Genomic DNA, 20,703 nt, shown 5'->3' with positions numbered 1-20,703 from the left:
AGGAGTCATGATGTTTGGCTATCGTTCTGCCGCGCCCAGGGTGCGATTAACCACCGACCGACTGGTGGTGCGTCTGGTTCACGAGCGCGACGCCTGGCGACTGGCGGATTACTACGCTGAAAACCGCGCCTTCTTAAAACCCTGGGAGCCGGTGCGCGACGAGAGCCACTGCTATCCCTCCGGCTGGCAGGCGCGCCTGGGCCTGATCACCGATATGCATAAAAGCGGCTCCGCCTACTATTTCATTCTGATGGATCCCGAAGAGTCTGAAGTGCGCGGCGTCGCCAACTTCAGCAATGTGCTGCGCGGCTCGTTCCACGCCTGCTACCTCGGCTATTCGCTGGGCGAAAAGTGGCAAGGACAGGGACTGATGTTCGAGGCGCTGCAGGTCGCTATCCGCTATATGCAGCGCCAGCAGAACATTCACCGCATTATGGCGAACTATATGCCGCATAATCAGCGCAGCGGCGCGCTGCTGGCGCGTCTCGGCTTTGAGAAAGAGGGTTATGCGAAAGACTACCTGTTAATCGACGGCCGCTGGCAGGATCATGTGTTGACCGCGCTGACTCGTCAGGAGTGGACGCCGGATCGGCGTGGCTAATAAGGAGATCGGAATGAAAATGGCGCTTTCGCCGCTGGCGTTGCGTGTTTTGGGTTGCCTGCTGGAGAAGCAGGTCACCACGCCGGAGCAGTATCCGCTATCGCTGAATGCGGTGGTGACCGCCTGCAACCAGAAGTCGAACCGCGAGCCGGTGATGAACCTGACCGAAAGCGAAGTGCAGGAGGAGCTGGACCGGCTGACGAAAAAGCATCTGGCGACCGCCAACAGCGGCTTCGGCCAGCGCGTGGCGAAGTATGAGCAGCGCTTCTGCAATTCGACCTTCGGCAATCTGCAGCTCAGCAGCGCCGAGGTGGCGATTCTGACGCTGCTGTTCCTGCGCGGCGCGCAAACGCCGGGCGAGCTGCGCACGCGCAGCGGCAGACTGCACGAATTTGCCGACGTTGAGGAAGTGGAAAGCGTGCTGGCTGGGTTAACCGAACGCGAGATGGTGACGCGCCTGCCGCGCGAGCCGGGCAAACGCGAAAGCCGCTACCTGCATCTGTTCGGCGACGAGCAGTCCGTCAGCCAGGCGGAAACGCCGCAGGAAGATAACGGCGATCTCAGCGCGCGCGTCGCCGTGCTTGAGCAGTCGCTCGCCGCCTTACAGGCGCTGGTGCAAACGCTGCTGCATAAAGGAGGCTGAGATGAAACTGCGAATTGGCGTTGTCGGGCTGGGTTCGATCGCGCAGAAAGCCTGGCTGCCGGTGCTGGCACAGGCGGAAAGCTGGACGCTGGTCGGCGGCTTTTCGCCGAATCAGCAGAAGGCGCAGACGGTGTGCGACAGCTACCGCATGACCTGTTTCTCCTCGCTGAACGCGCTGACGGACGCCTGCGACGCGGTGTTCGTTCACACCAGCACCGTCACCCACTACGAGATTGTCAAAGCCCTGCTGCTGGCGGGCAAAGATGTGCTGGTGGATAAGCCGCTGGCCGATAATTTCAGTCAGGCCGAGGCGCTGGTGGCGCTGGCGGAAAAGCGCGGACGCAAACTGATGGTAGGCTTTAACCGCCGCTTTGCGCCGCGCTATCAGCAGCTGCGGCTGGCGATGCCGCAGGCCGCCAGCCTGCGCGTGGAGAAACACCGCAGCGACAGCGTCGGACCGAACGATCTGCGCTTTACGCTGCTCGACGACTATCTGCACGTGGTGGATACCGCGCTCTGGCTTGCGGGCGATCGCGCCGTCCAGCGTCATGGCTACATCCACACCAACGAGCGCGGCGAAATGCTCTATGCCGAGCACCACTTCGCGGCTGGCGCCGTGCAGATCGCCACCAGCATGCATCGCCGCGCGGGCAGCCAGCGCGAGCGCGTAAGCCTGGTCGGCGACGGCCGCTGCATCGACGTGCTGGAGATGCGCGACTGGCAGGAGGAGCGCGGCGACGGCGTGCGTATCGATCCGCCGCCCGCCTGGCAAAGCCATCTGACCCAGCGCGGCTTCAGCGGCGCGGCGCACCATTTTATCCAGTGCGTGCAAAATCAGACGATGCCTGAAACCGGCGGCGAACAGGCGCTGCTGGCGCAGCGCGTGGTGGAAAAAATGTGGCGTGAGGCGGAGAAGGAATAACGCCTTGTAACACTCCGCGCTGGTCATTTCCCGCCGTGGCAGTAGACTATCGCCGGGCGCCGCTGGGCGCCCGCGCTAAGTAGCTCATTTTGCCGACTCTTTTCAGGACGCGCGCCAATTATGAATCTGTTGAAATCGCTGGCAGCGGTCAGTTCCATGACCCTGTTTTCCCGCGTATTGGGTTTTGCCCGTGACGCCATTGTGGCGCGGGTGTTCGGCGCCGGGATGGCCACGGACGCCTTTTTCGTCGCCTTTAAGCTGCCTAACCTGCTGCGGCGTATTTTCGCCGAAGGCGCCTTTTCGCAGGCGTTCGTACCGATCCTCGCCGAGTATAAAAGCAAGCAGGGCGAAGAGGCGACGCGGCTCTTTATCGCCTATGTCTCCGGCCTGCTGACGCTGGCGCTGGCGCTGGTGACCATCGCGGGGATGTTCGCCGCGCCCTGGGTGATTCTGGTCACCGCGCCCGGCTTTGCGGATACCGCCGATAAGTTCGCGCTCACCAGCGCGCTGCTGCGCGTGACCTTTCCCTATATTTTGCTGATCTCGCTGGCCTCGCTGGCAGGCGCCATCCTCAATACCTGGAACCGCTTTTCCGTTCCCGCCTTCGCGCCCACGCTGCTGAATATCAGCATGATCGGCTTCGCGCTCTTCGCCGCGCCGCACTTCCATCCGCCGGTGATGGCGCTGGCATGGGCGGTGGTCGTGGGCGGCGTGCTGCAGCTTTTCTACCAGCTACCGCACCTGAAGAAGATCGGCATGCTGGTGCTGCCGCGCATTAACCTGAAGGATGCGGGCGTCTGGCGCGTGATGCGGCAGATGGGACCGGCGATCCTCGGCGTTTCCGTCAGTCAGATTTCGCTGATCATCAATACTATTTTCGCCTCGTTTCTCGTCTCCGGCTCGGTCTCCTGGATGTATTACGCCGATCGCCTGATGGAGTTTCCGTCGGGCGTACTGGGCGTGGCGCTCGGCACCATTTTGCTGCCGTCGCTGGCGAAGAGCTTTTCCAGCGGCAATCACGATGAATATTCCCGCCTGATGGACTGGGGCCTGCGCCTCTGCTTTTTGCTGGCGCTGCCGAGCGCGGTGGCGCTGGGTATTCTCTCCGGTCCGCTCACCGTCGCGCTGTTTCAGTACGGCAAGTTCACCGCTTTCGACGCCCTGATGACGCAGCGCGCGCTGATTGCCTATTCGGTGGGGCTAATGGGGCTGATCGTGGTGAAGGTGCTGGCACCGGGGTTCTACTCGCGACAGGACATCAAAACGCCGGTGAAGATCGCCATGATTACCCTGGTGATGACGCAGCTGATGAACCTGGCCTTTATCGGCCCGTTGAAGCATGCCGGTCTGTCGCTCTCTATCGGCCTGGCGGCCTGCCTTAACGCCGCGCTGCTCTACTGGCAGCTGCGTAAGAAGAATATCTTTCAGCCGCAGCCGGGCTGGGCAAGCTTTCTGCTGCGTCTGGTGATCGCGGTCATCGTGATGGCGGCGGCGCTGTTGGGCATTCTTTATTTGATGCCGGCGTGGGAAGAGGGCGCGATGGTCTGGCGTCTGCTACGTCTGGCGGCGGTCTGCGCGGTGGGCGGCGGCGCCTACTTCCTGACGCTGGGGCTACTCGGCTTCCGGCTGCGCGACTATGCGCGCCGGGCGCACGCGTAAAACAGCAAAATCCTGCTCTAAAGGCAGGATTTTTTTTGCCTGCGGACTGGGTGCAGACGCGGATGGTATGGCCCGATCGCAAAGACGCAAAAGCGGCATCCATGCCAGCTCGGCCCGCGTGCTACGCACCTCATCCCTGAGGTGCGCCCGTTAACGGGCCAACGCGCTGCGTTGTTCAAAAACGCTCCCGGCGTTTTTGTCCCTGGCGCGGGACGCTTGCTCTTCGGTCCATACCACCCGCGTTTCCACTTCCGCGTTGTCTGTAAAAAAAATCCCGCCTTCTGGCGGGATTTTTTTATGCCTTCCGGCTTAGCGTCGCCTGACCTTTACCCAGCCCGTCCGGGCCGTAAAACGCCTGGGTCTGATGCGGCTTAAGCACGGTCAGCGCCTCTTCGGTAAAGCGGATCTGCTGATTGAGCAGCAGGCCGTTATGGGTATTGGCGTCGTTTAAGCGACGCGTCATCAGGCCGATACTCTGCCAGCGGCGCGTCATATCACTGTGACCAGCATAAGGCGCCTGGGTGCCGAGCTGTCGCTCGGTGCTGCGACGCATCTCATCAAGATAGCTTAGCGTCGCCAGCAGCGCGCCTTTATCTTCGGTAATGCGCTGCAGCAGATTATTGTTAATCCTGCCTGCGGCCAGTTGGTGCTGCTCCTCTTCGAGAACGCTCGACAGCGAGGAAAGCACTTCCTGCATCTTATCTAGTGTGGTCAACAGGTTGCTCATGGGGATTATTTACCCTCTAAATACGCCTTAGTGTCGGCAATCAGCGCATCGGCGATCTTGCCGGTATCCATTTTCAGTTCGCCATTGCGAATGGCGGTTTTCAGTTGTTCGACGCGCGCCACGTTAATGTCCTGGCTGCCCGGCTGGGTCAGCTGCGACTGCGCATTGCTCAGGCTGACCTGGGCTGCGGCGGGCGTGGTTGCGGTAGCGTTCGACGCCTGGCGCGTTTTACCGGTTGCGGACTCGTTGCTTTCACGGGTTTGCACGGTAGCGACGGGCTTCAGAGGTTGCGTTCTGTCGATGCTCATATTCGGGCTCCTGTACGGTCAGGGGAAACTGCCACCTGAATCAGAATAGCGTAATCGCTTAATTGATTTCTCTATCGGCAGAAAAACAGCGTTCTTTAGCGCCTTATAGCGATATCAGAATATTCCCATCCGCATCCACTTTCCCGCTCACCACCTGACCGTTGCCCATGCGCACGCGCACCGACTGCGCCAGAATCGCATTGTTTAACGCTTTGCCTTCGCCGCTGGCGTTAAAGCCTTCGCCGCTGGCGATCACCATCACGCTCTGGCCCGCCTTCACGCGCCACGGCTGACGCACCATCGACAGCGTCACCGGCTGGCCCGGCTGAATATCGCGCAGCACCACCGCATCCGCGACCGAACCGACGTCAAGCATGGCGCGCGCCGGCAGAGTGTCGAGACGGCCGCTCTGCAGGCGGAAATCGTCGGCGCTGACGGTCGAGCCGCGCGCCAGCAGACGCGTCGCCACCAGATACTGGCCGGTAACCTGCACCTGCACCTGAAGAAAACGTCGCGTATCGCCGCAGGTGGCGGCCACGCTCATGGGTCCCCACAGGCGGCTATTGCCGGGCAGGGTGAACTGCGGCGCGTCGCAGTTCGGCCACTGCGCCTGCGGCGTCTTAATCTCAACCGTCATGCCCGCCGCGTGCTGCGCGTCGCGAGCCTGAAAAAAGCCCGTCAGCTGGGCGGAAAGATCGGCGGCGTCGGCGGGCAGGGCGAACAGCGCCAGCAGGCTGGCCAACAGGGCGGTAATAGTACGCATCACATGACTCCTTGCTGCTAATGGCGACGAGTGTACTCGCGCCGCGACAAAATCAAGGCGAAAAATAGCCGTGGTTTTTAACGTTATTCAGACGATGGCTATTGCTTTTCCCCACATAAGCTGTCCGCTCGAAATTCTCATTTGCGGAGGAAGCATGCTCGACAAACTGGATGCTGCGCTGCAGTTCGGCACTGAAGCTCTCAATCTGCGTGCTCAACGTCAGGAGATCCTGGCGTCAAATATTGCCAACGCCGATACCCCAGGCTATCAGGCGCGGGATATCGACTTTGCCAGCGAGCTTAGTCGGGTAATGAAAAATGGTCGCGCCGAAGGCAGCGGCATGTCGCTGAAGGTGACTTCACCGCGCCATATCGAAGCGCAGGTCAACTCGGCGGCGTCGGCCAACCTGCTCTATCGCATTCCCGATCAGCCTGCAGCCGACGGTAACACCGTCGATATGGATCGCGAACGTACCCAGTTCGCGGACAACAGTCTGAAGTACCAGACCGATCTCACCCTCATCAGCAGCCAGATCAAAGGCATGATGAGCGTGTTACAAGGGCAATAAACATGGCATTGCTGAATATTTTTGACATTGCCGGGTCAGCGATGACCGCGCAATCCCAGCGCCTCAACGTCAGCGCCAGTAACCTGGCGAACGCCGACAGCGTCACCGGTCCTGACGGCAAGCCTTACGTGGCGAAGCAGGTGGTGTTCCAGACCGATGCGGCGCCCGGCGCGGCGACCGGCGGCGTTAAAGTGGCGCAGGTGCTGGACGATCCCTCTCCGGCGAAGCTGGTGTACGACCCAGGCAATCCGCTGGCGGACGACAAGGGCTACGTAAAGATGCCGAACGTGGACGTGGTAGCGGAAACCGTCAACACCATGTCGGCGTCGCGCAGCTACCAGGCCAACGTCGAAGTGCTGAACACCGTGAAATCAATGATGATGAAAACCCTGACCATGGGTTCCTAACGGAGAAACGACATGGGCATCGCAGTAGGCGTCAACGAGAAACTGGACCCCACGGTCCTCAGCTCATCCAGCAGCGGCACCAGCAACAGCGCGCAGGATCTGCAGAACCAGTTTCTGACCATGCTGGTTACGCAGTTGCAGAATCAGGACCCCACCAATCCGATGGACAATAGCCAGCTCACCACGCAGCTGGCGCAGATCAACACCCTGAGCGGAATTGAAAAACTCAATACCACGCTGGGTTCGATCTCCGGCCAGATCAGCACCAGCCAGTCGCTGCAGAGCTCGACGCTGATCGGCCACGGCGTGATGGTAAACGGCACGCAGGTGCTGGTCGGCAAAGGCACCACCACGCCGTTTGGCGTCGAGCTGGCCACCGCGTCGACCGCCACCACCGCCACGGTGAAAGACGCCGGCGGCAACGTGGTGCGCACCATCGATCTGGGCGCGCTCTCGGCTGGCGTGCACACCTTCTCGTGGGACGGCACCCTGGCGGACAGCTCCACCGCGCCGGACGGCAAATATACGGTTTCAATCGCCGCCAGCAATGGCAGCACGCAACTGGTGGCCCAGCCGCTTAACTACGCCTACGTCAACGGCGTGTCGACGGCAGATAACACCACCAAACTGGATCTCGGCACCATGGGCTCCGCAACCCTTGATGAAGTACGTCAGATTCTCTGATTCATCTCTAAACAGGAGAAATAAACATGTCATTTTCCCAAGCGGTGAGCGGCCTGGGCGCTGCCTCCAGCAACCTGGACGTTATCGGCAACAACATCGCCAACTCCGCGACGGCGGGCTTTAAATCCAGCACCATCGCCTTCGCCGATATGTTCGCCGGTTCCAACGTCGGCCTCGGCACCAAGGTGGCGGCGGTGATCCAGAACTTTAACGACGGCGCCACCACCACCACCAGCCGCGGCCTTGACGTCGCGCTGAGCGGCAACGGCTTTTTCCGCATGGCTGACGCCAGCGGCGCGGTTTACTACTCGCGCAACGGTCAGCTGACGCTGGATGAGAACCGCAACCTGGTGAATACCCAGGGCCTGAAAGTCACCGGCTATCCGGTAAGCGGCACGCCGCCGACGGTGCAGACCGGCGCCAACCCGGTCGCGCTGAGCATTCCGACCACGCAGATGTCGGCGCGCGCCACCACCACCGCAACCCAGGTGGCGAACCTGAACTCTACCAGCACCATTCCGACCGTAACGCCGTTCAACGCCGCTAATGTCGACAGCTACAACGCGAAAAGCACCATGACGATCTACGACTCTCAGGGCAACGACCACAACCTCGACATGTACTACGTCAAAACCGCCGACAACAACTGGACGGTGCACGCGATTGACTCCACCACCGGCACCAGCGCAGGGGATTTCACCGCGGCGTTCGACGCGAGCGGTAATCTGACGGGCCTTAACGGCGGCACGACGTCAACCGTCAACCTGACCATCAACGGCTCTAACGGCGCGGCGGCGGGCCAGGTCATTTCGCTGAGCATGCTGGGCAGCCTGCAGCAGAACACCGGCACTACCACCTTCGGCAACCCGGCGCAGGACGGCTACGCGCCGGGCGATCTGACCAGCTACGCCATTAACGACGACGGCACCATTACCGGCAGCTACTCCAACAAAAAGACCCAGCTGCTGGGCCAGATCGTGCTGGCCAGCTTCTCTAACCCGGAAGGGTTGCAGTCGCAGGGCGACAACGTCTGGTCCGCGACCAGCTCCTCTGGTCAGGCGGCGATCGGTCTGGCGAACACCGGCACCTACGGTTCGCTGACCTCCGGCGCGCTGGAAGCGTCGAACGTCGATATGAGCAAAGAGCTGGTGAACATGATCGTGGCGCAGCGCAACTATCAGGCGAACGCCCAGACCATCAAAACTCAGGACCAGATTCTCAACACCCTGGTTAACTTGCGTTAATTCACTAACGGGATTGCTTTATGGATCACGCGATATATACCGCAATGGGCGCGGCCAGCCAGACGCTGGATCAGCAGGCCGTCACGGCCAGCAACCTCGCCAACGCCTCAACGCCGGGCTTTCGCGCGCAGCTCAATGCGCTGCGCGCGGTGCCGGTCAGCGGCTGGTCGCTGCCGACGCGCACCCTGGTAGCCGCCTCGACGCCTGGCGCCGATATGAGCCAGGGCGCAATGGACAATACCGGACGCACGCTGGACGTGGCGATGGGGCAGGACGGCTGGCTGGCGGTGCGTACCGCTGACGGCAGCGAAGCCTATACCCGCAACGGCAATATGCAGATCAGCTCGACCGGCATTCTGACCGTCCAGGGCAATCCCGTCATGGGCGACGGCGGCCCCATCGCGGTGCCGCAGGGCGCCGAGCTGACCATTGCGGCGGACGGCACCATCACTTCGCGCAACGCGGGCGATGCGCCAAACGCCACGGTGCAGATCGGTCGCCTGAAGCTGGTGAAAGCCACCGGCAAAGAGATGCAGCGCGGCGACGACGGCATGTTCCGTCCCAACCAGCAGACCCAGGCGACGCGCGGCGCGGCGCTGGCCGCCGACGCCACGGTGCAGGTGATGCCGGGCGTGCTGGAGGGCAGCAACGTCAAGCCGGTAGAGACCATGGTCGATATGATCGCCAACGCCCGACGTTTCGAGATGCAGATGAAAGTCATCACCAACGTCGACGAAAACGAACAAAAAGCCAACCAGCTGCTGAACATGAGCAGCTAAGGCAGAGGAAAACAGATGATTCGTTCCTTATGGATCGCCAAAACCGGTCTTGACGCCCAGCAAACCAATATGGACGTCATCTCCAACAACCTGGCGAACGTCAGCACCAACGGCTTTAAACGTTCGCGCGCGGTGTTTGAAGATTTGATGTACCAGACCCTGCGTCAGCCGGGCACGCAGTCTTCCGAACAGACTACGCTGCCGTCGGGCCTGCAGATCGGTACCGGCGTGCGTCCGGTCACCACCGAGCGCCTGCATACCCAGGGCAACCTGTCGCAGACCAGCAACTCCAAAGATGTGGCGATCAACGGCCAGGGCTATTTTGAAGTGCAGCTGCCGGACGGCACCTCCGCCTACACCCGCGACGGCTCGTTCCAGGTGGACCAGAACGGTCAGCTGGTCAACAACGCCGGCTATCCGGTGCAGCCGGGCATCACGATCCCGGCCAACGCCACCAGCATCACCATCTCGCGCGACGGCGTGGTGAGCGTGACGCAGCAGGGCCAGACCAATCCGGCGCAGGTCGGACAGCTCACTATCAGCACCTTTATTAACGATGCCGGTCTCGACAGCATGGGCGAAAACCTTTACCAGGAAACCCAGGCGTCAGGCGCGCCGACCCAGAGCACGCCGGGCCAGAACGGCGCGGGCCTGCTCTATCAGGGCTATGTGGAAACCTCTAACGTCAACGTGGCGGAAGAGCTGGTCACCATGATCCAGACGCAGCGCGCTTATGAAATCAACAGCAAGGCGATCAGCACCTCCGATCAAATGCTGCAGAAGTTAACGCAGATTTAATGTCGGTTATCAGGGCCAGCGCTGGCTGGCCTGAAGTCAACACATCTATAAGGTCGTGACTCCGTGGCGAAGCAACTGAACATAAAGCCTGGACATTGGTTGGCGGCGACAATGCTGCTGACCCTTAACGGTTGTGCGTTAGTGCCGCGCACGCCGCTGGTGGAAGGGGCAACGACGGCGCAGCCGCTGCCTTCCGCGCCGCCGGTGGTCAACGGCTCTATTTTTCAAGGCGTCGCGCCGCTCAACTACGGCTATCAGCCGCTGTTTGAGGATCGTCGCCCGCGCAATATCGGCGATACGCTCACTATCGTCCTGCAGGAAAACGTCAGCGCCAGCAAGAGCTCTTCCGCCAACGCGACGCGCGACGGCAGCGCCAGCTTCGGCCTCGACGCTATTCCGACCGGCCTGAACGGCCTGGTGGGCGCAGACGGCTCGAAAGCCAACGTGGGCGCCAACGGCAAAAACGATTTCGCTGGCAAAGGTGGCGCAACCGCCAACAACACCTTTACCGGCACCATTACCGTCACCGTGAATCAGGTTCTGTCGAACGGCAACCTGCGCGTGGTCGGCGAGAAGCAGATCGAGATCAACCAGGGCACCGAGTTTATTCGTTTCTCTGGCGTGGTGAACCCGCGCACGATCAGCGCCAGCAACTCGGTACTGTCGACGGCGGTGGCCGACGCCCGCATCGAATATGTCGGCAATGGATATATTAATGAAGCGCAGACCATGGGCTGGTTCCAGCGTTTCTTCCTGAACATCTCGCCGATGTAATGAGGTCATGATGAAAAGTGTGAAAAGTTTACTGCTCGGCCTGAGCCTGACGCTCGGCCTCTGCCTGAGCGCCCATGCGGATCGCATTCGCGATCTGACCAGCGTGCAGGGCGTGCGCGACAACCAGCTGATCGGCTATGGCCTGGTCGTGGGCCTCGACGGCACCGGCGACCAGACCACCCAGACGCCGTTTACCACGCAAACCGTCAGCAACATGCTCTCCCAGCTCGGCATTACCGTGCCGCAGGGCACCAACATGCAGCTGAAAAACGTCGCGGCGGTGATGGTGACGGCGCAGCTGCCGGCCTTCGCCCGTCAGGGGCAGACCATCGACGTGGTGGTCTCCTCGCTGGGCAACGCCAAAAGCCTGCGCGGCGGCACCCTGGTGATGACGCCGATGAAAGGCGTCGACAATCAGGTCTACGCGCTGGCGCAGGGCAACATTCTGGTCGGCGGCGCGGGCGCGTCGGCGGGCGGCAGCAGCGTGCAGGTCAACCAGCTTAACGGCGGGCGCATTACCGGTGGCGCCACCGTCGAGCGCGAACTGCAAAGCAACTTCGGCAGCCAGAACACCCTTAACCTGCAGCTGAACAATGAAGATTTCTCGATGGCGCAGCGTATCGCCGACGCCATCAACGGACGCGGCGGCTACGGCCAGGCGACGGCGCTTGACGCCCGCACCGTACAGGTGCGCGTTTCGCCCAACAACAGCTCCCAGGTGCGCATGCTGGCGGAGATCCTGAACATCGACGTTTCGATTCCGATTGAAGACGCCAAAGTGATCATCAACTCGCGCACCGGGTCAGTGGTGATGAACCGCGAAGTGACGCTGAGCACCTGTGCGGTGGCGCAGGGCAACCTGTCGGTCACGGTCAACCAGTCGCAGAACGTCAGCCAGCCGAATACGCCGTTTGGCGGCGGTCAGACGGTGGTGACGCCGCAGACGCAGATCGATCTGCGCCAGAGCGGCGGCGCGCTGCAGCGCGTCAGCGCCAGCGCCAATCTGAACAACGTGGTGCGCGCGCTCAACGCCTTAGGCGCCTCGCCGATCGAGCTGATGTCGATTCTGCAATCGATGGAGAGCGCGGGCTGCCTGCGCGCCAAACTGGAAATTATCTGACGATGGATACGCAATCGCTGACGAAGGCGGCCTTTGACAGCCGCTCGCTGAACGACCTGAAGCGCGAAGCCAGCACCGACCCGAAAGGCAAGGCGCTGCAGGTAGCGAAACAGGTCGAGGGAATGTTTGTGCAGATGATGATGAAGAGCATGCGCGAAGCGCTGCCGCAGGACGGCATCTTCAGCAACGAATCGACCAAAATGTTCACCTCGATGTACGATCAGCAGATTGCGCAGGAGATCGGCAAGCGTGGTCTGGGCATGGCCGATCTTATCGTCAAGCAGATGCAGCCGGCGCAGGAGCCCGACGAGCGCGCCGGCACCGTGCCGATGCCGCTCGACGACAGCTTTATCTACAGCGCGGCGGCCTCCAGCCAGCTGGAGCAGATGGTGCGCAAGGCGGTGCCGCGCCTGCCGGTCTCGCCGGCTAACCTGCCTGCCGACAGCAGCGAGTTTATCGCCCAGCTGGCGCAGCCTGCGCAGGCGGCCAGCGCCGAGAGCGGCATTCCGCACCACCTGATTCTGGCGCAGGCAGCGCTGGAGTCGGGCTGGGGCCAGCGCCAGATCCTGACCCGCGACGGCAAACCAAGCTACAACGTGTTCGGCATCAAGGCGAGCGGCAACTGGACCGGCGAAACCACCGATATCATGACCACCGAGTATGAGCAGGGCGAGGCGAAGAAGGTGCGCGCCAGCTTCCGCGTCTACCACTCCTATTTCGAGGCGCTTACCGACTACGTCAAACTCCTCTCGAACAACCCGCGTTACGCCGCCGTCACCAGCGCGCAGACCGCCGAGCAGGGCGCGCACGCGCTGCAGGCCGCCGGTTACGCCACCGATCCGAAATATGCGCAGAAGCTGGTAGGAATGATCCAGCAATTCAAAAGCATGGGCGAGAAAGTGGTGAAGGCGTACAGCAAAGATTTAAACGATCTCTTCTAGCGGCTCAGCCTCAAGTTTCACTCAGGCGCGCCGATAATATCAGCAGATGCCAGACGCGTTTTCGCGCACGGGCGAGCATTGATGAGTGCGAGCCCGCTTAACGGGAAAGAAAGGAACCGAAATGTCCAGCATAATAAACTCTGCGATGAGTGGGCTGAGCGCCGCACAGGCGGCGCTCAGCACCACCAGCAACAACATCACCAACTACACGGTCGCGGGCTATTCGCGGCAGACGATTCTGCTGTCGCAGGCGAACAGCACCCTGCAGGGCAGCAGCTATTACGGCAACGGCGTAAACGTTACCGGCGTGCAGCGCGAGTATGACGAGTTCATTACGGCGCAGCTGCGCAGTTCCAGCGCCACCTACAGCGCGGCCAACACCCAGTACTCGCAAATCTCCAACATCGACGATCTGCTTTCAACCTCAACCACTAGTCTCTCGACGTCGATCCAGGGCTTCTTTACCAACCTTCAGAACGTGGTGAGCAACGCCAACGATCCGTCGGCGCGTCAGTCGATGCTGAGCAACGCCCAGGGGCTGGTAAACCAGTTCCAGACCACCGCGCAGTATCTGACCAATATGCAGAGCAGCGTCAATACCGATGTCGCCTCGAACATTGACCAGATCAACACCTTTACCAGCCAGATCGCCGACCTCAACAAGCAGATCGGCAAGCTAAGCACCGCAAGCGGCGCGCAGCCGAACGATCTGCTGGATCAGCGCGACCAGCTGGTCAACAGCCTGAATAATATCGTTGGGGTAACCGTCTCTAAGCAGGACGGCAACTATATCGTCGCCATGGGCAGCGTAACGCTGGTCAACGGCAACAAATCCACCAGCCTGGTCGCGATGCCCTCCAGCAGCGATCCGACGCGCACCGCCGTCGGCTATGTGGATAACAGCGCCGGCAACGTCGAGATTGCTGAAAAGAACATCACTACCGGCTCGCTGGGCGGCCTGCTGGCTTTCCGCTCCCAGGACCTGGACAGCGCGCAGAACCAGCTCGGCCAGCTGGCGGCCGCCTTTACCACCAGCTTCAACGCGGTGCATAAGCAGGGCTACGACAGCAACGGCGATCAGGGCACGGACTTTTTCACCATCGGCAGCCCAACGGTGCAGAGCAACAGTAAAAACAGCTCCGCCACGACCCTGACGGCGAGCTGGACCGATACCAGCGCGCTGAAAGCTTCTAACTATACCGTCAGCTATGACGGCGCGAACTGGAACGTCACGCGCGCGTCCGACAATGTGAAAATTACCGCCACGGCCGGCACCGACGCCTCCGGCAACGCCACGCTGAGCTTCGACGGCGTGCAGCTGACCGTGAACGGCACGCCGAACGCGCAGGACAGCTTCCTGGTGAAGCCGGTGCAGAACGTTATCAGCGGCATGTCGGTCGCGATTACCAAGGAGTCGCAGATCGCTGCGGCGGGCGCGGCGGGCGGCGAGAGCGACAACCGCAACGCCCAGAAGCTGCTGGCGCTGCAGGATGCGAAGGTGGTGAATGGCAACGCGACGCTGTCGCAGGCTTACGCCAGCATCGTCAGCACCGTCGGCAACAAAACCAGCACGCTGGAAACCGCCAGCACCACGCAGAAAAACGTCGTGACGCAGCTGACCGATCGCCAGCAGTCGGTATCTGGCGTCAACCTCGATGAAGAGTACGCCAACCTGACCAAGTATCAGCAGTACTACATGGCGAACGCGCAGGTGCTGCAAACCGCCAGCTCGATTTTCGACGCGCTGCTTAATATCCGCTAAGGAAAAGAACCATGCGACTCAGTACCAATATGATTTTTGACCAGCAGGTGCGCGGCATCAGCGATTCGCAATCCTCCTGGCTGAAAGTGGGCGAGCAGCTCTCCAGCGGCCGCCGCGTCAACAATCCCTCGGACGATCCTATCGCCGCGTCGCGCTCGGTCGTGCTGGCGCAGACCCAGGCGCAGAGCAGCCAGTACTCACTGGCGCGCACCTTTGCGACTCAGGGATTGTCGATGGAAGAGAACACGCTCACCGGCGTGACCAGCACTATCCAGGATGCGCAGACGCTGATCGTAAACGGCTCGACCGGCACGCTGAGCGACGACGACCGCGGCTCTATCGCCACTCAGCTGGAGGGCCTGCGCTCGCAGCTGCTGAACCTGGCGAACAGCAAAGATGGCAACGGCCGCTATATCTTCGCCGGCTATAAAACCGACAGCGCGCCTTTCGTCGACAACGGTAGCGGCGCGGTCACCTATGCGGGCGGCAGCGACGCCATTACGCAGAAAGTGGATACCAGCCGCACCATGACCGTGGGGCACACCGGTGATGACATCTTTATGTCTATCACCGGCAACGCCAAAAAAGAGCCGGACGGCAGCGCCAGCGAAACCAATATCTTCAATATGCTCGACAGCGCCATCGCCGCGCTGAAAACGCCGCTGGCGGACGCCGACGACGCCGCTAAAAAGACGTTTCAGGATGCGATGGATAAAACCAACCGCGGCCTTGGCAATGCGCTGAACAATGTTCTGACCGTGCGCTCCGAGATCGGCACCCAGCTCTCTGAACTGAGCACGCTGGATGGGCAGGGCGGCAATCGCGACGTTATCCTGAGCAGCGAAATGAGCGACCTGGTCGACACCGACTACACCTCGGCCATCTCCAGCTATACCATGCAGCAGACGGCGCTTCAGGCCTCTTATAAAACCTTTACCGACATGTCCAAGATGTCGCTGTTCCAGCTCAACGCCTGACAAAACCTGATTCGAGCATGCCTGAACCGGACATGCTCATTTTGTCCCACGACCCTGACCGGCATCGTGGGATTTTTTTTTATCCGTCAGAAATAAAAAACCCCGGCAAGCCGGGGTTTTTTGTAGGTCGCGTCAGGTCGTTACGCGCTCTCAGGTCGGGTCGCCGGAGCGGTCGCCTGATGCGTGGCGCTGTGACCGCCCGCTGCGCCTTTGCCTTCGAAGGCGAACGGCGCGCGCACCCAGTCGCTGTGGCGTGCCGGCTCCGGCTGCCAGGCTGGCGCCGGTGCTTTGGTCATCGGCGCGGAGGCGTGATGCGCAAAGCGGACGGCGGATTCCTGTGGCGCGGCGTCGCGTGCCGGAACGGGCGCATGCGGCTCGCTAATCGGCTCAGGCGTGCTCTCTGCCGCAACCGGCGCGTTCAGCACTTCCTCAACCTGCGCTTCTGCTTCCGGCGTCACGTCGTGCGCTGATTCAGCAGCGATCTCGGTGGCGTCGGCGGCTGGCGTTGCTTCTTCAACAGCCGGCGCAGCTGGAACAGCCTGCTCGGCGATCGCTTCCGCTACGGCTTCGTCGGCGGCCGGGATCACGGCAGGTTCATGATTTACCGGCGCCTCAATCGGCGCGGTGTTATCAGTATTAACCAGCGTGACCGGTGTTTCCGCCTGAGGTTCAGCCTGCTGCACCTCATCAGCCGGTTGCGCTTCAGCGGCATTGATCTGCGGCGCAACGTCAGCCTGCGGCGCGGCTTCGATGGACGGCGCGGCTTCGACAGCGGCAACCGGCAGGGCGATAGCGCCTGCGGTTTCTTGCTGGCTGTAGTCCGGCGCATCCTGCTGCGGCTCCTGCATCTCTACCGGCTGAGCGACCGGATAGCGTACCCAGACCTTGCCGGATGCCATTTCTGGCGACGCTGCGGCGGCAGCCAGCGGCATGGCTGACTCGGTCGGATAACGCTCGTCGCGATAGCGACGGCGACGCTGTCCGCTGACGCGCAGGTGGCGCGGCGAACGGCGCGAACGGCGCGGCATATTGCCGTTGTCGCGGTTTTCCGTCTCATCCTGCTCGAACTGCGCTGGCTCTTCGATCTGCGGCGCATTGCGTACGGCCTCTGGCTGCGTGTCCACAGCTTCCGCTGTCGGCTGCTCCGTCTCGCCGCCGATACGCACTTTCTGCGTCAGCTGGCGCGGCTTGCGGCGCGGCATGACCTGAACGCGCTCATCTTCCTGCGCTTCCGGGGTCTCGACGACGTCAGCGACGGCGGCGGTTTCAACGGCTTTGCTCGCTTCCTGCTGCGCGCGCTTCTCTTCCTGGCGACGACGCTGGCGCTCGGCGCGCTGTTCGCGACGCTGCTGCTGTTGCTCTTCGCGCTGCTGGCGCGCTTCGTCGCTCAGAACCGGGCTGCGCTCTTCGCGCGCTTCGTTCTGCGGTGACTGGCGCTTGTTGCGACGCGCATCGGCGTTGTCGCGCGGTTCGCGGCTTTCGCGCGGTTCGCGATTTTCACGCGGCTCACGGCTTTCGCGCGGTTCGCGATTCTCACGCGGCTCGCGGCTTTCGCGCGGTTCACGGTTTTCACGCGGCTCGCGGCTGTCGCCGTTGCGCGGCGTACGCTCGCGACGGTTGTTGTTGCGGCGATTGTTGCGACGATCGCCGCGCTCCTTGGCGCTACTGTCGTTGTCGCTCTCTTCGCTGCTGGCCTGCGGCGCCGGCGTCGGTTCCGCGGCTGGCGTCGGGGCGGGCTCGTCGCCGCCGAACAGTTTTTTCAGCAGACGGCTAAAGAAGCCGGTACCGCTGGCGGCGGCTGGCGCGGCGGCGGCCGGTTTGGCTTCAGGCTGCGGCTCAACGGCTTTAGGCTGCTCGGCTGGGGTCTCGGCCGGCGCCGGCGGCGCGTCAGGCATTACAAAGGCGGCCAGCGCAGGTTGTTCAGGACGACGGCGCTCGGCGTGTTCCTCTTCCGACGGCATCGCCATTTCAGCTTCATGCAGCTTCGGCAGGTGATAGCTGAGGGTCTGCGTCTCTTCGCCTTTGCGCACGCGCAGCACGGAGTAGTGCGGCGTTTCCATGCGATCGTCCGGCACGATAATCGCGCGAACGCCGCCCTGGCGCTTCTCAATTGCGTTCACCGCTTCACGTTTTTCGTTCAGCAGGTAAGAGGCGATCTGCACCGGGACAATGGCGTGCACCTCTTTGGTGTTGTCTTTCAGCGCTTCTTCTTCAATCAGGCGCAGAATCGACAGCGACAGCGATTCATTGTCGCGGATGGTGCCGGTGCCGCTACAGCGCGGACAGACGTGATGACTCGACTCGCCCAGCGACGGGCTGAGGCGCTGACGCGACATCTCCAGCAGGCCGAAGCGCGAAATATGGCTGATCTGAATGCGCGCGCGATCCTGACGCACCGCTTCGCGCAGGCGATTTTCCACCGCGCGCTGGTGACGCACCGGCGTCATATCGATAAAGTCGATAACGATCAGACCGCCCAGGTCACGCAGGCGCAGCTGGCGCGCGATCTCATCGGCGGCTTCCAGGTTGGTGTTGAACGCCGTCTCTTCGATATCGCCGCCGCGCGTGGCGCGCGCCGAGTTGATGTCGATGGCGGTCAGCGCTTCGGTGCTGTCGATAACGATCGAGCCGCCTGACGGCAGGCGCACTTCGCGCTGGAAGGCGGACTCAATCTGCGATTCGATCTGATAGTGGCTGAACAGCGGGATCTCGCCGGTGTAGAGCTTGATCTTGCTGCTGAAATCGGGACGACCGAGGGCGGCGATATGCTGGCGCGCCAGCTCGAGCACTTTCGGGTTGTCGATCAGGATTTCGCCGATGTCCTGGCGCAGGTAGTCGCGGAAGGCGCGCACGATAACGTTGCTTTCCTGGTGGATCAGGAAAGGCGCAGGGCGGTTTTCAGCGGCTTTTTTGATCGCTTCCCAGTGTTTCAGACGGAAGCTCAGGTCCCACTGCAGCGCCTCGGCGGATTTGCCGACGCCTGCGGTGCGAACGATCAGACCCATGCCGTCCGGCAGCTCCAGCGACGAGAGCGCCTCTTTCAGCTCGGTGCGATCGTCGCCTTCGATGCGGCGGGAGATACCGCCCGCGCGCGGATTGTTCGGCATCAGCACCAGATAGCTGCCCGCCAGAGAGATAAAGGTGGTCAGCGCCGCGCCTTTGTTGCCGCGCTCTTCTTTATCGATCTGAACGATCACTTCCTGACCTTCGCGCAGCACCTCTTTGATATTCGGACGGCCTTGCGAGTTATAGCTGGATGGGAAGTATTCGCGGGAGATTTCTTTCAGGGGGAGAAAACCGTGGCGCTCGGCGCCGTAATCGACAAACGCAGCTTCGAGGCTGGGTTCAATGCGGGTGATCTTACCTTTGTAGATGTTGGCTTTTTTCTGTTCGTGTCCGGGGCTTTCAATATCCAGATCGTACAGGCGTTGTCCATCAACCAGGGCAACGCGCAACTCCTCCTGCTGAGTTGCATTAATTAACATTCTTTTCATCGTTTCTGACTCGTTATTCTCACATGAGTGATAAAGCTGCGGGCATAGTTACCCTGGACGAGTTCTGACCGATGGCCCCGTGACTAAGTGCCTTACGTCAACCTCCCGGTTGTCGACTGCGCGAGGGGCGCAAATAACGTCGGTGGCCTGTTTTTCATAAGGAAAAACAGCGCCGTTGCGCTAAAATGCCTGAGAGAAATTGATAACTCCTGCATTTCAAACTTCCGTCCAGGCCGCAACCCGCAGCCCGCTAAGTGCCTGAATAAAAATCACGTCTTACGCCATTGCTGCGTGTGCGTTTCATTCGGCAAAATGACTAATTAGCTCTTTTTCTGGCCTGAAATGCATCAGACGAGAAACTCAAGCATTATTCCATTGCTAACCTTCATATAGCAAGGCGACTTTTACCGCCAGATGAAGATTAGTGATGCATAACACCTTAATATGTCGGACGAATGAGCAGGCTGCTGAAAAAGCCAGCGCACGCTGCGCTTTTTCGCGCGACAAGAGGAGAGTTAAGCACAGAAAAAGGGGTGGCGCTATCACAGGACACTATTTAGAATCGCCGCCATGAAAACAGAGAATCCTGGCGTACAGCTTGTCGCCATTTCGGCTGAAAATGCCGGACAACGCATCGATAACTTTTTACGCACCCAGCTTAAAGGCGTGCCGAAAAGCATGATTTACCGCATCCTGCGCAAAGGCGAGGTGCGGGTGAATAAAAAACGCATTAAGCCGGAATATAAGCTGGAAGAGGGCGACGAGGTGCGCATCCCGCCGGTGCGCGTCGCCGAGCGAGAAGAGCAGGCGGTGTCGCCGAAGCTGGAGAAAGTTGCGGCGCTGGCGGAGGCGATCATCTTCGAAGACGATCATATTCTGGTGCTCAATAAGCCTTCCGGCACGGCGGTGCACGGCGGCAGCGGGCTGAGCTTCGGCGTGATCGAAGGGCTGCGCGCGCTGCGTCCCGAAGCGCGCTTCCTCGAACTGGTGCATCGCCTCGATCGCGACACCTCCGGCGTGCTGCTGGTCGCCAAGAAGCGGTCGGCGCTGCGCTCGCTGCATGAGCAGCTGCGCGAAAAGGGGATGCAGAAGGATTATCTGGCGCTGGTGCGCGGCAGCTGGCCGTCGCACCTCAAGAGCGTACAGGCGCCGCTGCTGAAGAATATCCTGCAGAGCGGCGAGCGCGTGGTGCGCGTCAGCAGCGAAGGGAAACCGTCGGAAACGCGCTTTAAAGTGGAAGAGCGCTTCGCCTTCGCCACGCTGGTCAAGGCGAGTCCGGTCACGGGCCGCACCCATCAGATTCGCGTGCATACCCTGCATGCCGGACATCCTATCGCCTTCGACGATCGCTACGGCGAGCGCGAGTTCGATAGCCAGCTGGCTCCAACCGGACTGCGCCGTTTGTTCCTGCACGCCGCCGCCCTGACCTTTACCCATCCCGGCAGCGGCGAAACGCTGCGTTTAGAGGCGCCGCTCGATAACGAGCTCAAGCGCTGCCTGCAGGCGCTGCGTCAGCAAAAAAGCTGACGCGC

The 20,703-nt window shown here is 61.3% G+C and carries 20 protein-coding genes; 16 read left to right on the top strand and 4 right to left on the bottom strand.

The features are described from left to right. Positions 1-10 precede the first annotated feature (10 nt). From rimJ to murJ, 4 genes are all read left to right on the top strand, one after another. A complete protein-coding gene (gene rimJ, locus B3229_RS05170) occupies positions 11-601 on the top strand; it encodes a ribosomal protein S5-alanine N-acetyltransferase (RefSeq protein WP_048780858.1) in 591 nt (196 codons plus the stop codon). A gap of 13 nt (positions 602-614) precedes the next feature. Next, the gene (locus B3229_RS05165) at positions 615-1,244 is read left to right on the top strand and encodes a YceH family protein (RefSeq protein WP_033751005.1); all 630 of its coding nucleotides are present in this window, start codon (positions 615-617) and stop codon (positions 1,242-1,244) included. 1 nt (position 1,245) lies between these two features. Beyond that, a complete protein-coding gene (locus B3229_RS05160) occupies positions 1,246-2,166 on the top strand; it encodes a Gfo/Idh/MocA family protein (protein WP_286869961.1) in 921 nt (306 codons plus the stop codon). 120 nt (positions 2,167-2,286) lie between these two features. Continuing rightward, positions 2,287-3,825, top strand: a complete 1,539-nt coding sequence (gene murJ, locus B3229_RS05155; RefSeq protein ID WP_286869959.1) for a murein biosynthesis integral membrane protein MurJ — start codon at positions 2,287-2,289, stop codon at positions 3,823-3,825. Positions 3,826-4,120: 295 nt separating this feature from the next. Here the strand turns inward: murJ and flgN are convergent, their stop codons facing one another. The 3 genes from flgN to flgA form a co-directional block, all read right to left on the bottom strand. Next, entirely contained in the window at positions 4,121-4,552 is a 432-nt protein-coding gene (gene flgN, locus B3229_RS05150; protein WP_048784489.1) for a flagellar export chaperone FlgN, read from the bottom strand. 5 nt (positions 4,553-4,557) lie between these two features. Then, positions 4,558-4,860, bottom strand: a complete 303-nt coding sequence (flgM, locus tag B3229_RS05145) for a flagellar biosynthesis anti-sigma factor FlgM (protein WP_033750992.1) — start codon at positions 4,858-4,860, stop codon at positions 4,558-4,560. A gap of 103 nt (positions 4,861-4,963) precedes the next feature. Continuing rightward, a complete protein-coding gene (flgA, locus tag B3229_RS05140; RefSeq protein WP_286869956.1) occupies positions 4,964-5,623 on the bottom strand; it encodes a flagellar basal body P-ring formation chaperone FlgA in 660 nt (219 codons plus the stop codon). A 154-nt stretch (positions 5,624-5,777) separates the two neighbouring features. On the opposite strand from flgA, the gene flgB reads away from it, so the two are divergent. From flgB to flgL, 11 genes are all read left to right on the top strand, one after another. Next, positions 5,778-6,191 (top strand): flagellar basal body rod protein FlgB, encoded by a 414-nt coding sequence (gene flgB, locus B3229_RS05135; protein WP_033750987.1) that lies wholly within the window; start codon positions 5,778-5,780, stop codon positions 6,189-6,191. A 2-nt stretch (positions 6,192-6,193) separates the two neighbouring features. Beyond that, positions 6,194-6,598, top strand: coding sequence for a flagellar basal body rod protein FlgC (gene flgC / locus B3229_RS05130; protein ID WP_048784492.1), 405 nt, complete (start codon positions 6,194-6,196; stop codon positions 6,596-6,598). Positions 6,599-6,610: 12 nt separating this feature from the next. Further along, complete coding sequence (flgD, locus tag B3229_RS05125) at positions 6,611-7,282, top strand: flagellar hook assembly protein FlgD (protein WP_048784493.1); 672 nt, start codon at positions 6,611-6,613, stop codon at positions 7,280-7,282. Positions 7,283-7,308: 26 nt separating this feature from the next. Beyond that, positions 7,309-8,526, top strand: a complete 1,218-nt coding sequence (flgE, locus tag B3229_RS05120; RefSeq protein ID WP_286869952.1) for a flagellar hook protein FlgE — start codon at positions 7,309-7,311, stop codon at positions 8,524-8,526. 20 nt (positions 8,527-8,546) lie between these two features. Continuing rightward, on the top strand, positions 8,547-9,305 hold the full coding sequence (locus tag B3229_RS05115; protein WP_033750975.1) for a flagellar basal body rod protein FlgF: 759 nt from the start codon (positions 8,547-8,549) through the stop codon (positions 9,303-9,305). A 15-nt stretch (positions 9,306-9,320) separates the two neighbouring features. Then, the gene (flgG, locus tag B3229_RS05110) at positions 9,321-10,103 is read left to right on the top strand and encodes a flagellar basal-body rod protein FlgG (RefSeq protein WP_033750971.1); all 783 of its coding nucleotides are present in this window, start codon (positions 9,321-9,323) and stop codon (positions 10,101-10,103) included. A gap of 111 nt (positions 10,104-10,214) precedes the next feature. Then, the gene (locus B3229_RS05105; protein ID WP_253296959.1) at positions 10,215-10,877 is read left to right on the top strand and encodes a flagellar basal body L-ring protein FlgH; all 663 of its coding nucleotides are present in this window, start codon (positions 10,215-10,217) and stop codon (positions 10,875-10,877) included. Between the two features lie 19 nt (positions 10,878-10,896). After that, positions 10,897-11,997 (top strand): flagellar basal body P-ring protein FlgI, encoded by a 1,101-nt coding sequence (locus B3229_RS05100; protein WP_376781090.1) that lies wholly within the window; start codon positions 10,897-10,899, stop codon positions 11,995-11,997. A gap of 2 nt (positions 11,998-11,999) precedes the next feature. Further along, positions 12,000-12,938 carry a flagellar assembly peptidoglycan hydrolase FlgJ gene (gene flgJ, locus B3229_RS05095; RefSeq protein WP_096072933.1) on the top strand — a complete coding sequence of 313 codons (939 nt, stop codon included), beginning with the start codon at positions 12,000-12,002 and terminating at the stop codon, positions 12,936-12,938. Between the two features lie 121 nt (positions 12,939-13,059). Then, positions 13,060-14,700, top strand: a complete 1,641-nt coding sequence (gene flgK / locus B3229_RS05090; RefSeq protein WP_048784497.1) for a flagellar hook-associated protein FlgK — start codon at positions 13,060-13,062, stop codon at positions 14,698-14,700. An 11-nt stretch (positions 14,701-14,711) separates the two neighbouring features. Further along, positions 14,712-15,677 (top strand): flagellar hook-associated protein FlgL, encoded by a 966-nt coding sequence (flgL, locus tag B3229_RS05085; RefSeq protein WP_033750963.1) that lies wholly within the window; start codon positions 14,712-14,714, stop codon positions 15,675-15,677. Between the two features lie 140 nt (positions 15,678-15,817). Here flgL and rne read toward each other — a convergent pair whose 3' ends face one another. Beyond that, positions 15,818-19,171, bottom strand: coding sequence for a ribonuclease E (gene rne / locus B3229_RS05080; protein ID WP_286869950.1), 3,354 nt, complete (start codon positions 19,169-19,171; stop codon positions 15,818-15,820). A 570-nt stretch (positions 19,172-19,741) separates the two neighbouring features. Between rne and rluC the strand changes: the two genes are divergently transcribed. Then, positions 19,742-20,698: a 23S rRNA pseudouridine(955/2504/2580) synthase RluC gene (rluC, locus tag B3229_RS05075; protein WP_033750959.1), complete on the top strand. Its 957-nt coding sequence runs from the start codon at positions 19,742-19,744 to the stop codon at positions 20,696-20,698. The last annotated feature ends 5 nt before the right edge of the window (positions 20,699-20,703 follow it).

This window comes from Pantoea sp. UBA5035 (genome assembly GCF_002415245.1).
Taxonomy (GTDB): Bacteria; Pseudomonadota; Gammaproteobacteria; order Enterobacterales; family Enterobacteriaceae; genus Pantoea; species Pantoea septica.
This window is presented reverse-complemented; position numbering and strand designations above follow the sequence as displayed.

Excerpts from the sequence above, each read along its gene's own strand:
- rimJ (WP_048780858.1), top strand. The coding sequence starts at position 11 with ATGTTTGGCTATCGTTCTGCCGCGCCCAGGGTGCGATTAACCACCGAC.
- B3229_RS05165 (WP_033751005.1), top strand. The coding sequence starts at position 615 with ATGAAAATGGCGCTTTCGCCGCTGGCGTTGCGTGTTTTGGGTTGCCTG.
- B3229_RS05160 (WP_286869961.1), top strand. The coding sequence starts at position 1,246 with ATGAAACTGCGAATTGGCGTTGTCGGGCTGGGTTCGATCGCGCAGAAA.
- murJ (WP_286869959.1), top strand. The coding sequence starts at position 2,287 with ATGAATCTGTTGAAATCGCTGGCAGCGGTCAGTTCCATGACCCTGTTT.
- flgN (WP_048784489.1), bottom strand. The coding sequence starts at position 4,552 with ATGAGCAACCTGTTGACCACACTAGATAAGATGCAGGAAGTGCTTTCC.
- flgM (WP_033750992.1), bottom strand. The coding sequence starts at position 4,860 with ATGAGCATCGACAGAACGCAACCTCTGAAGCCCGTCGCTACCGTGCAA.
- flgA (WP_286869956.1), bottom strand. The coding sequence starts at position 5,623 with ATGCGTACTATTACCGCCCTGTTGGCCAGCCTGCTGGCGCTGTTCGCC.
- flgB (WP_033750987.1), top strand. The coding sequence starts at position 5,778 with ATGCTCGACAAACTGGATGCTGCGCTGCAGTTCGGCACTGAAGCTCTC.
- flgC (WP_048784492.1), top strand. The coding sequence starts at position 6,194 with ATGGCATTGCTGAATATTTTTGACATTGCCGGGTCAGCGATGACCGCG.
- flgD (WP_048784493.1), top strand. The coding sequence starts at position 6,611 with ATGGGCATCGCAGTAGGCGTCAACGAGAAACTGGACCCCACGGTCCTC.
- flgE (WP_286869952.1), top strand. The coding sequence starts at position 7,309 with ATGTCATTTTCCCAAGCGGTGAGCGGCCTGGGCGCTGCCTCCAGCAAC.
- B3229_RS05115 (WP_033750975.1), top strand. The coding sequence starts at position 8,547 with ATGGATCACGCGATATATACCGCAATGGGCGCGGCCAGCCAGACGCTG.
- flgG (WP_033750971.1), top strand. The coding sequence starts at position 9,321 with ATGATTCGTTCCTTATGGATCGCCAAAACCGGTCTTGACGCCCAGCAA.
- B3229_RS05105 (WP_253296959.1), top strand. The coding sequence starts at position 10,215 with ATGCTGCTGACCCTTAACGGTTGTGCGTTAGTGCCGCGCACGCCGCTG.
- flgJ (WP_096072933.1), top strand. The coding sequence starts at position 12,000 with ATGGATACGCAATCGCTGACGAAGGCGGCCTTTGACAGCCGCTCGCTG.
- flgK (WP_048784497.1), top strand. The coding sequence starts at position 13,060 with ATGTCCAGCATAATAAACTCTGCGATGAGTGGGCTGAGCGCCGCACAG.
- flgL (WP_033750963.1), top strand. The coding sequence starts at position 14,712 with ATGCGACTCAGTACCAATATGATTTTTGACCAGCAGGTGCGCGGCATC.
- rne (WP_286869950.1), bottom strand. The coding sequence starts at position 19,171 with ATGAAAAGAATGTTAATTAATGCAACTCAGCAGGAGGAGTTGCGCGTT.
- rluC (WP_033750959.1), top strand. The coding sequence starts at position 19,742 with ATGAAAACAGAGAATCCTGGCGTACAGCTTGTCGCCATTTCGGCTGAA.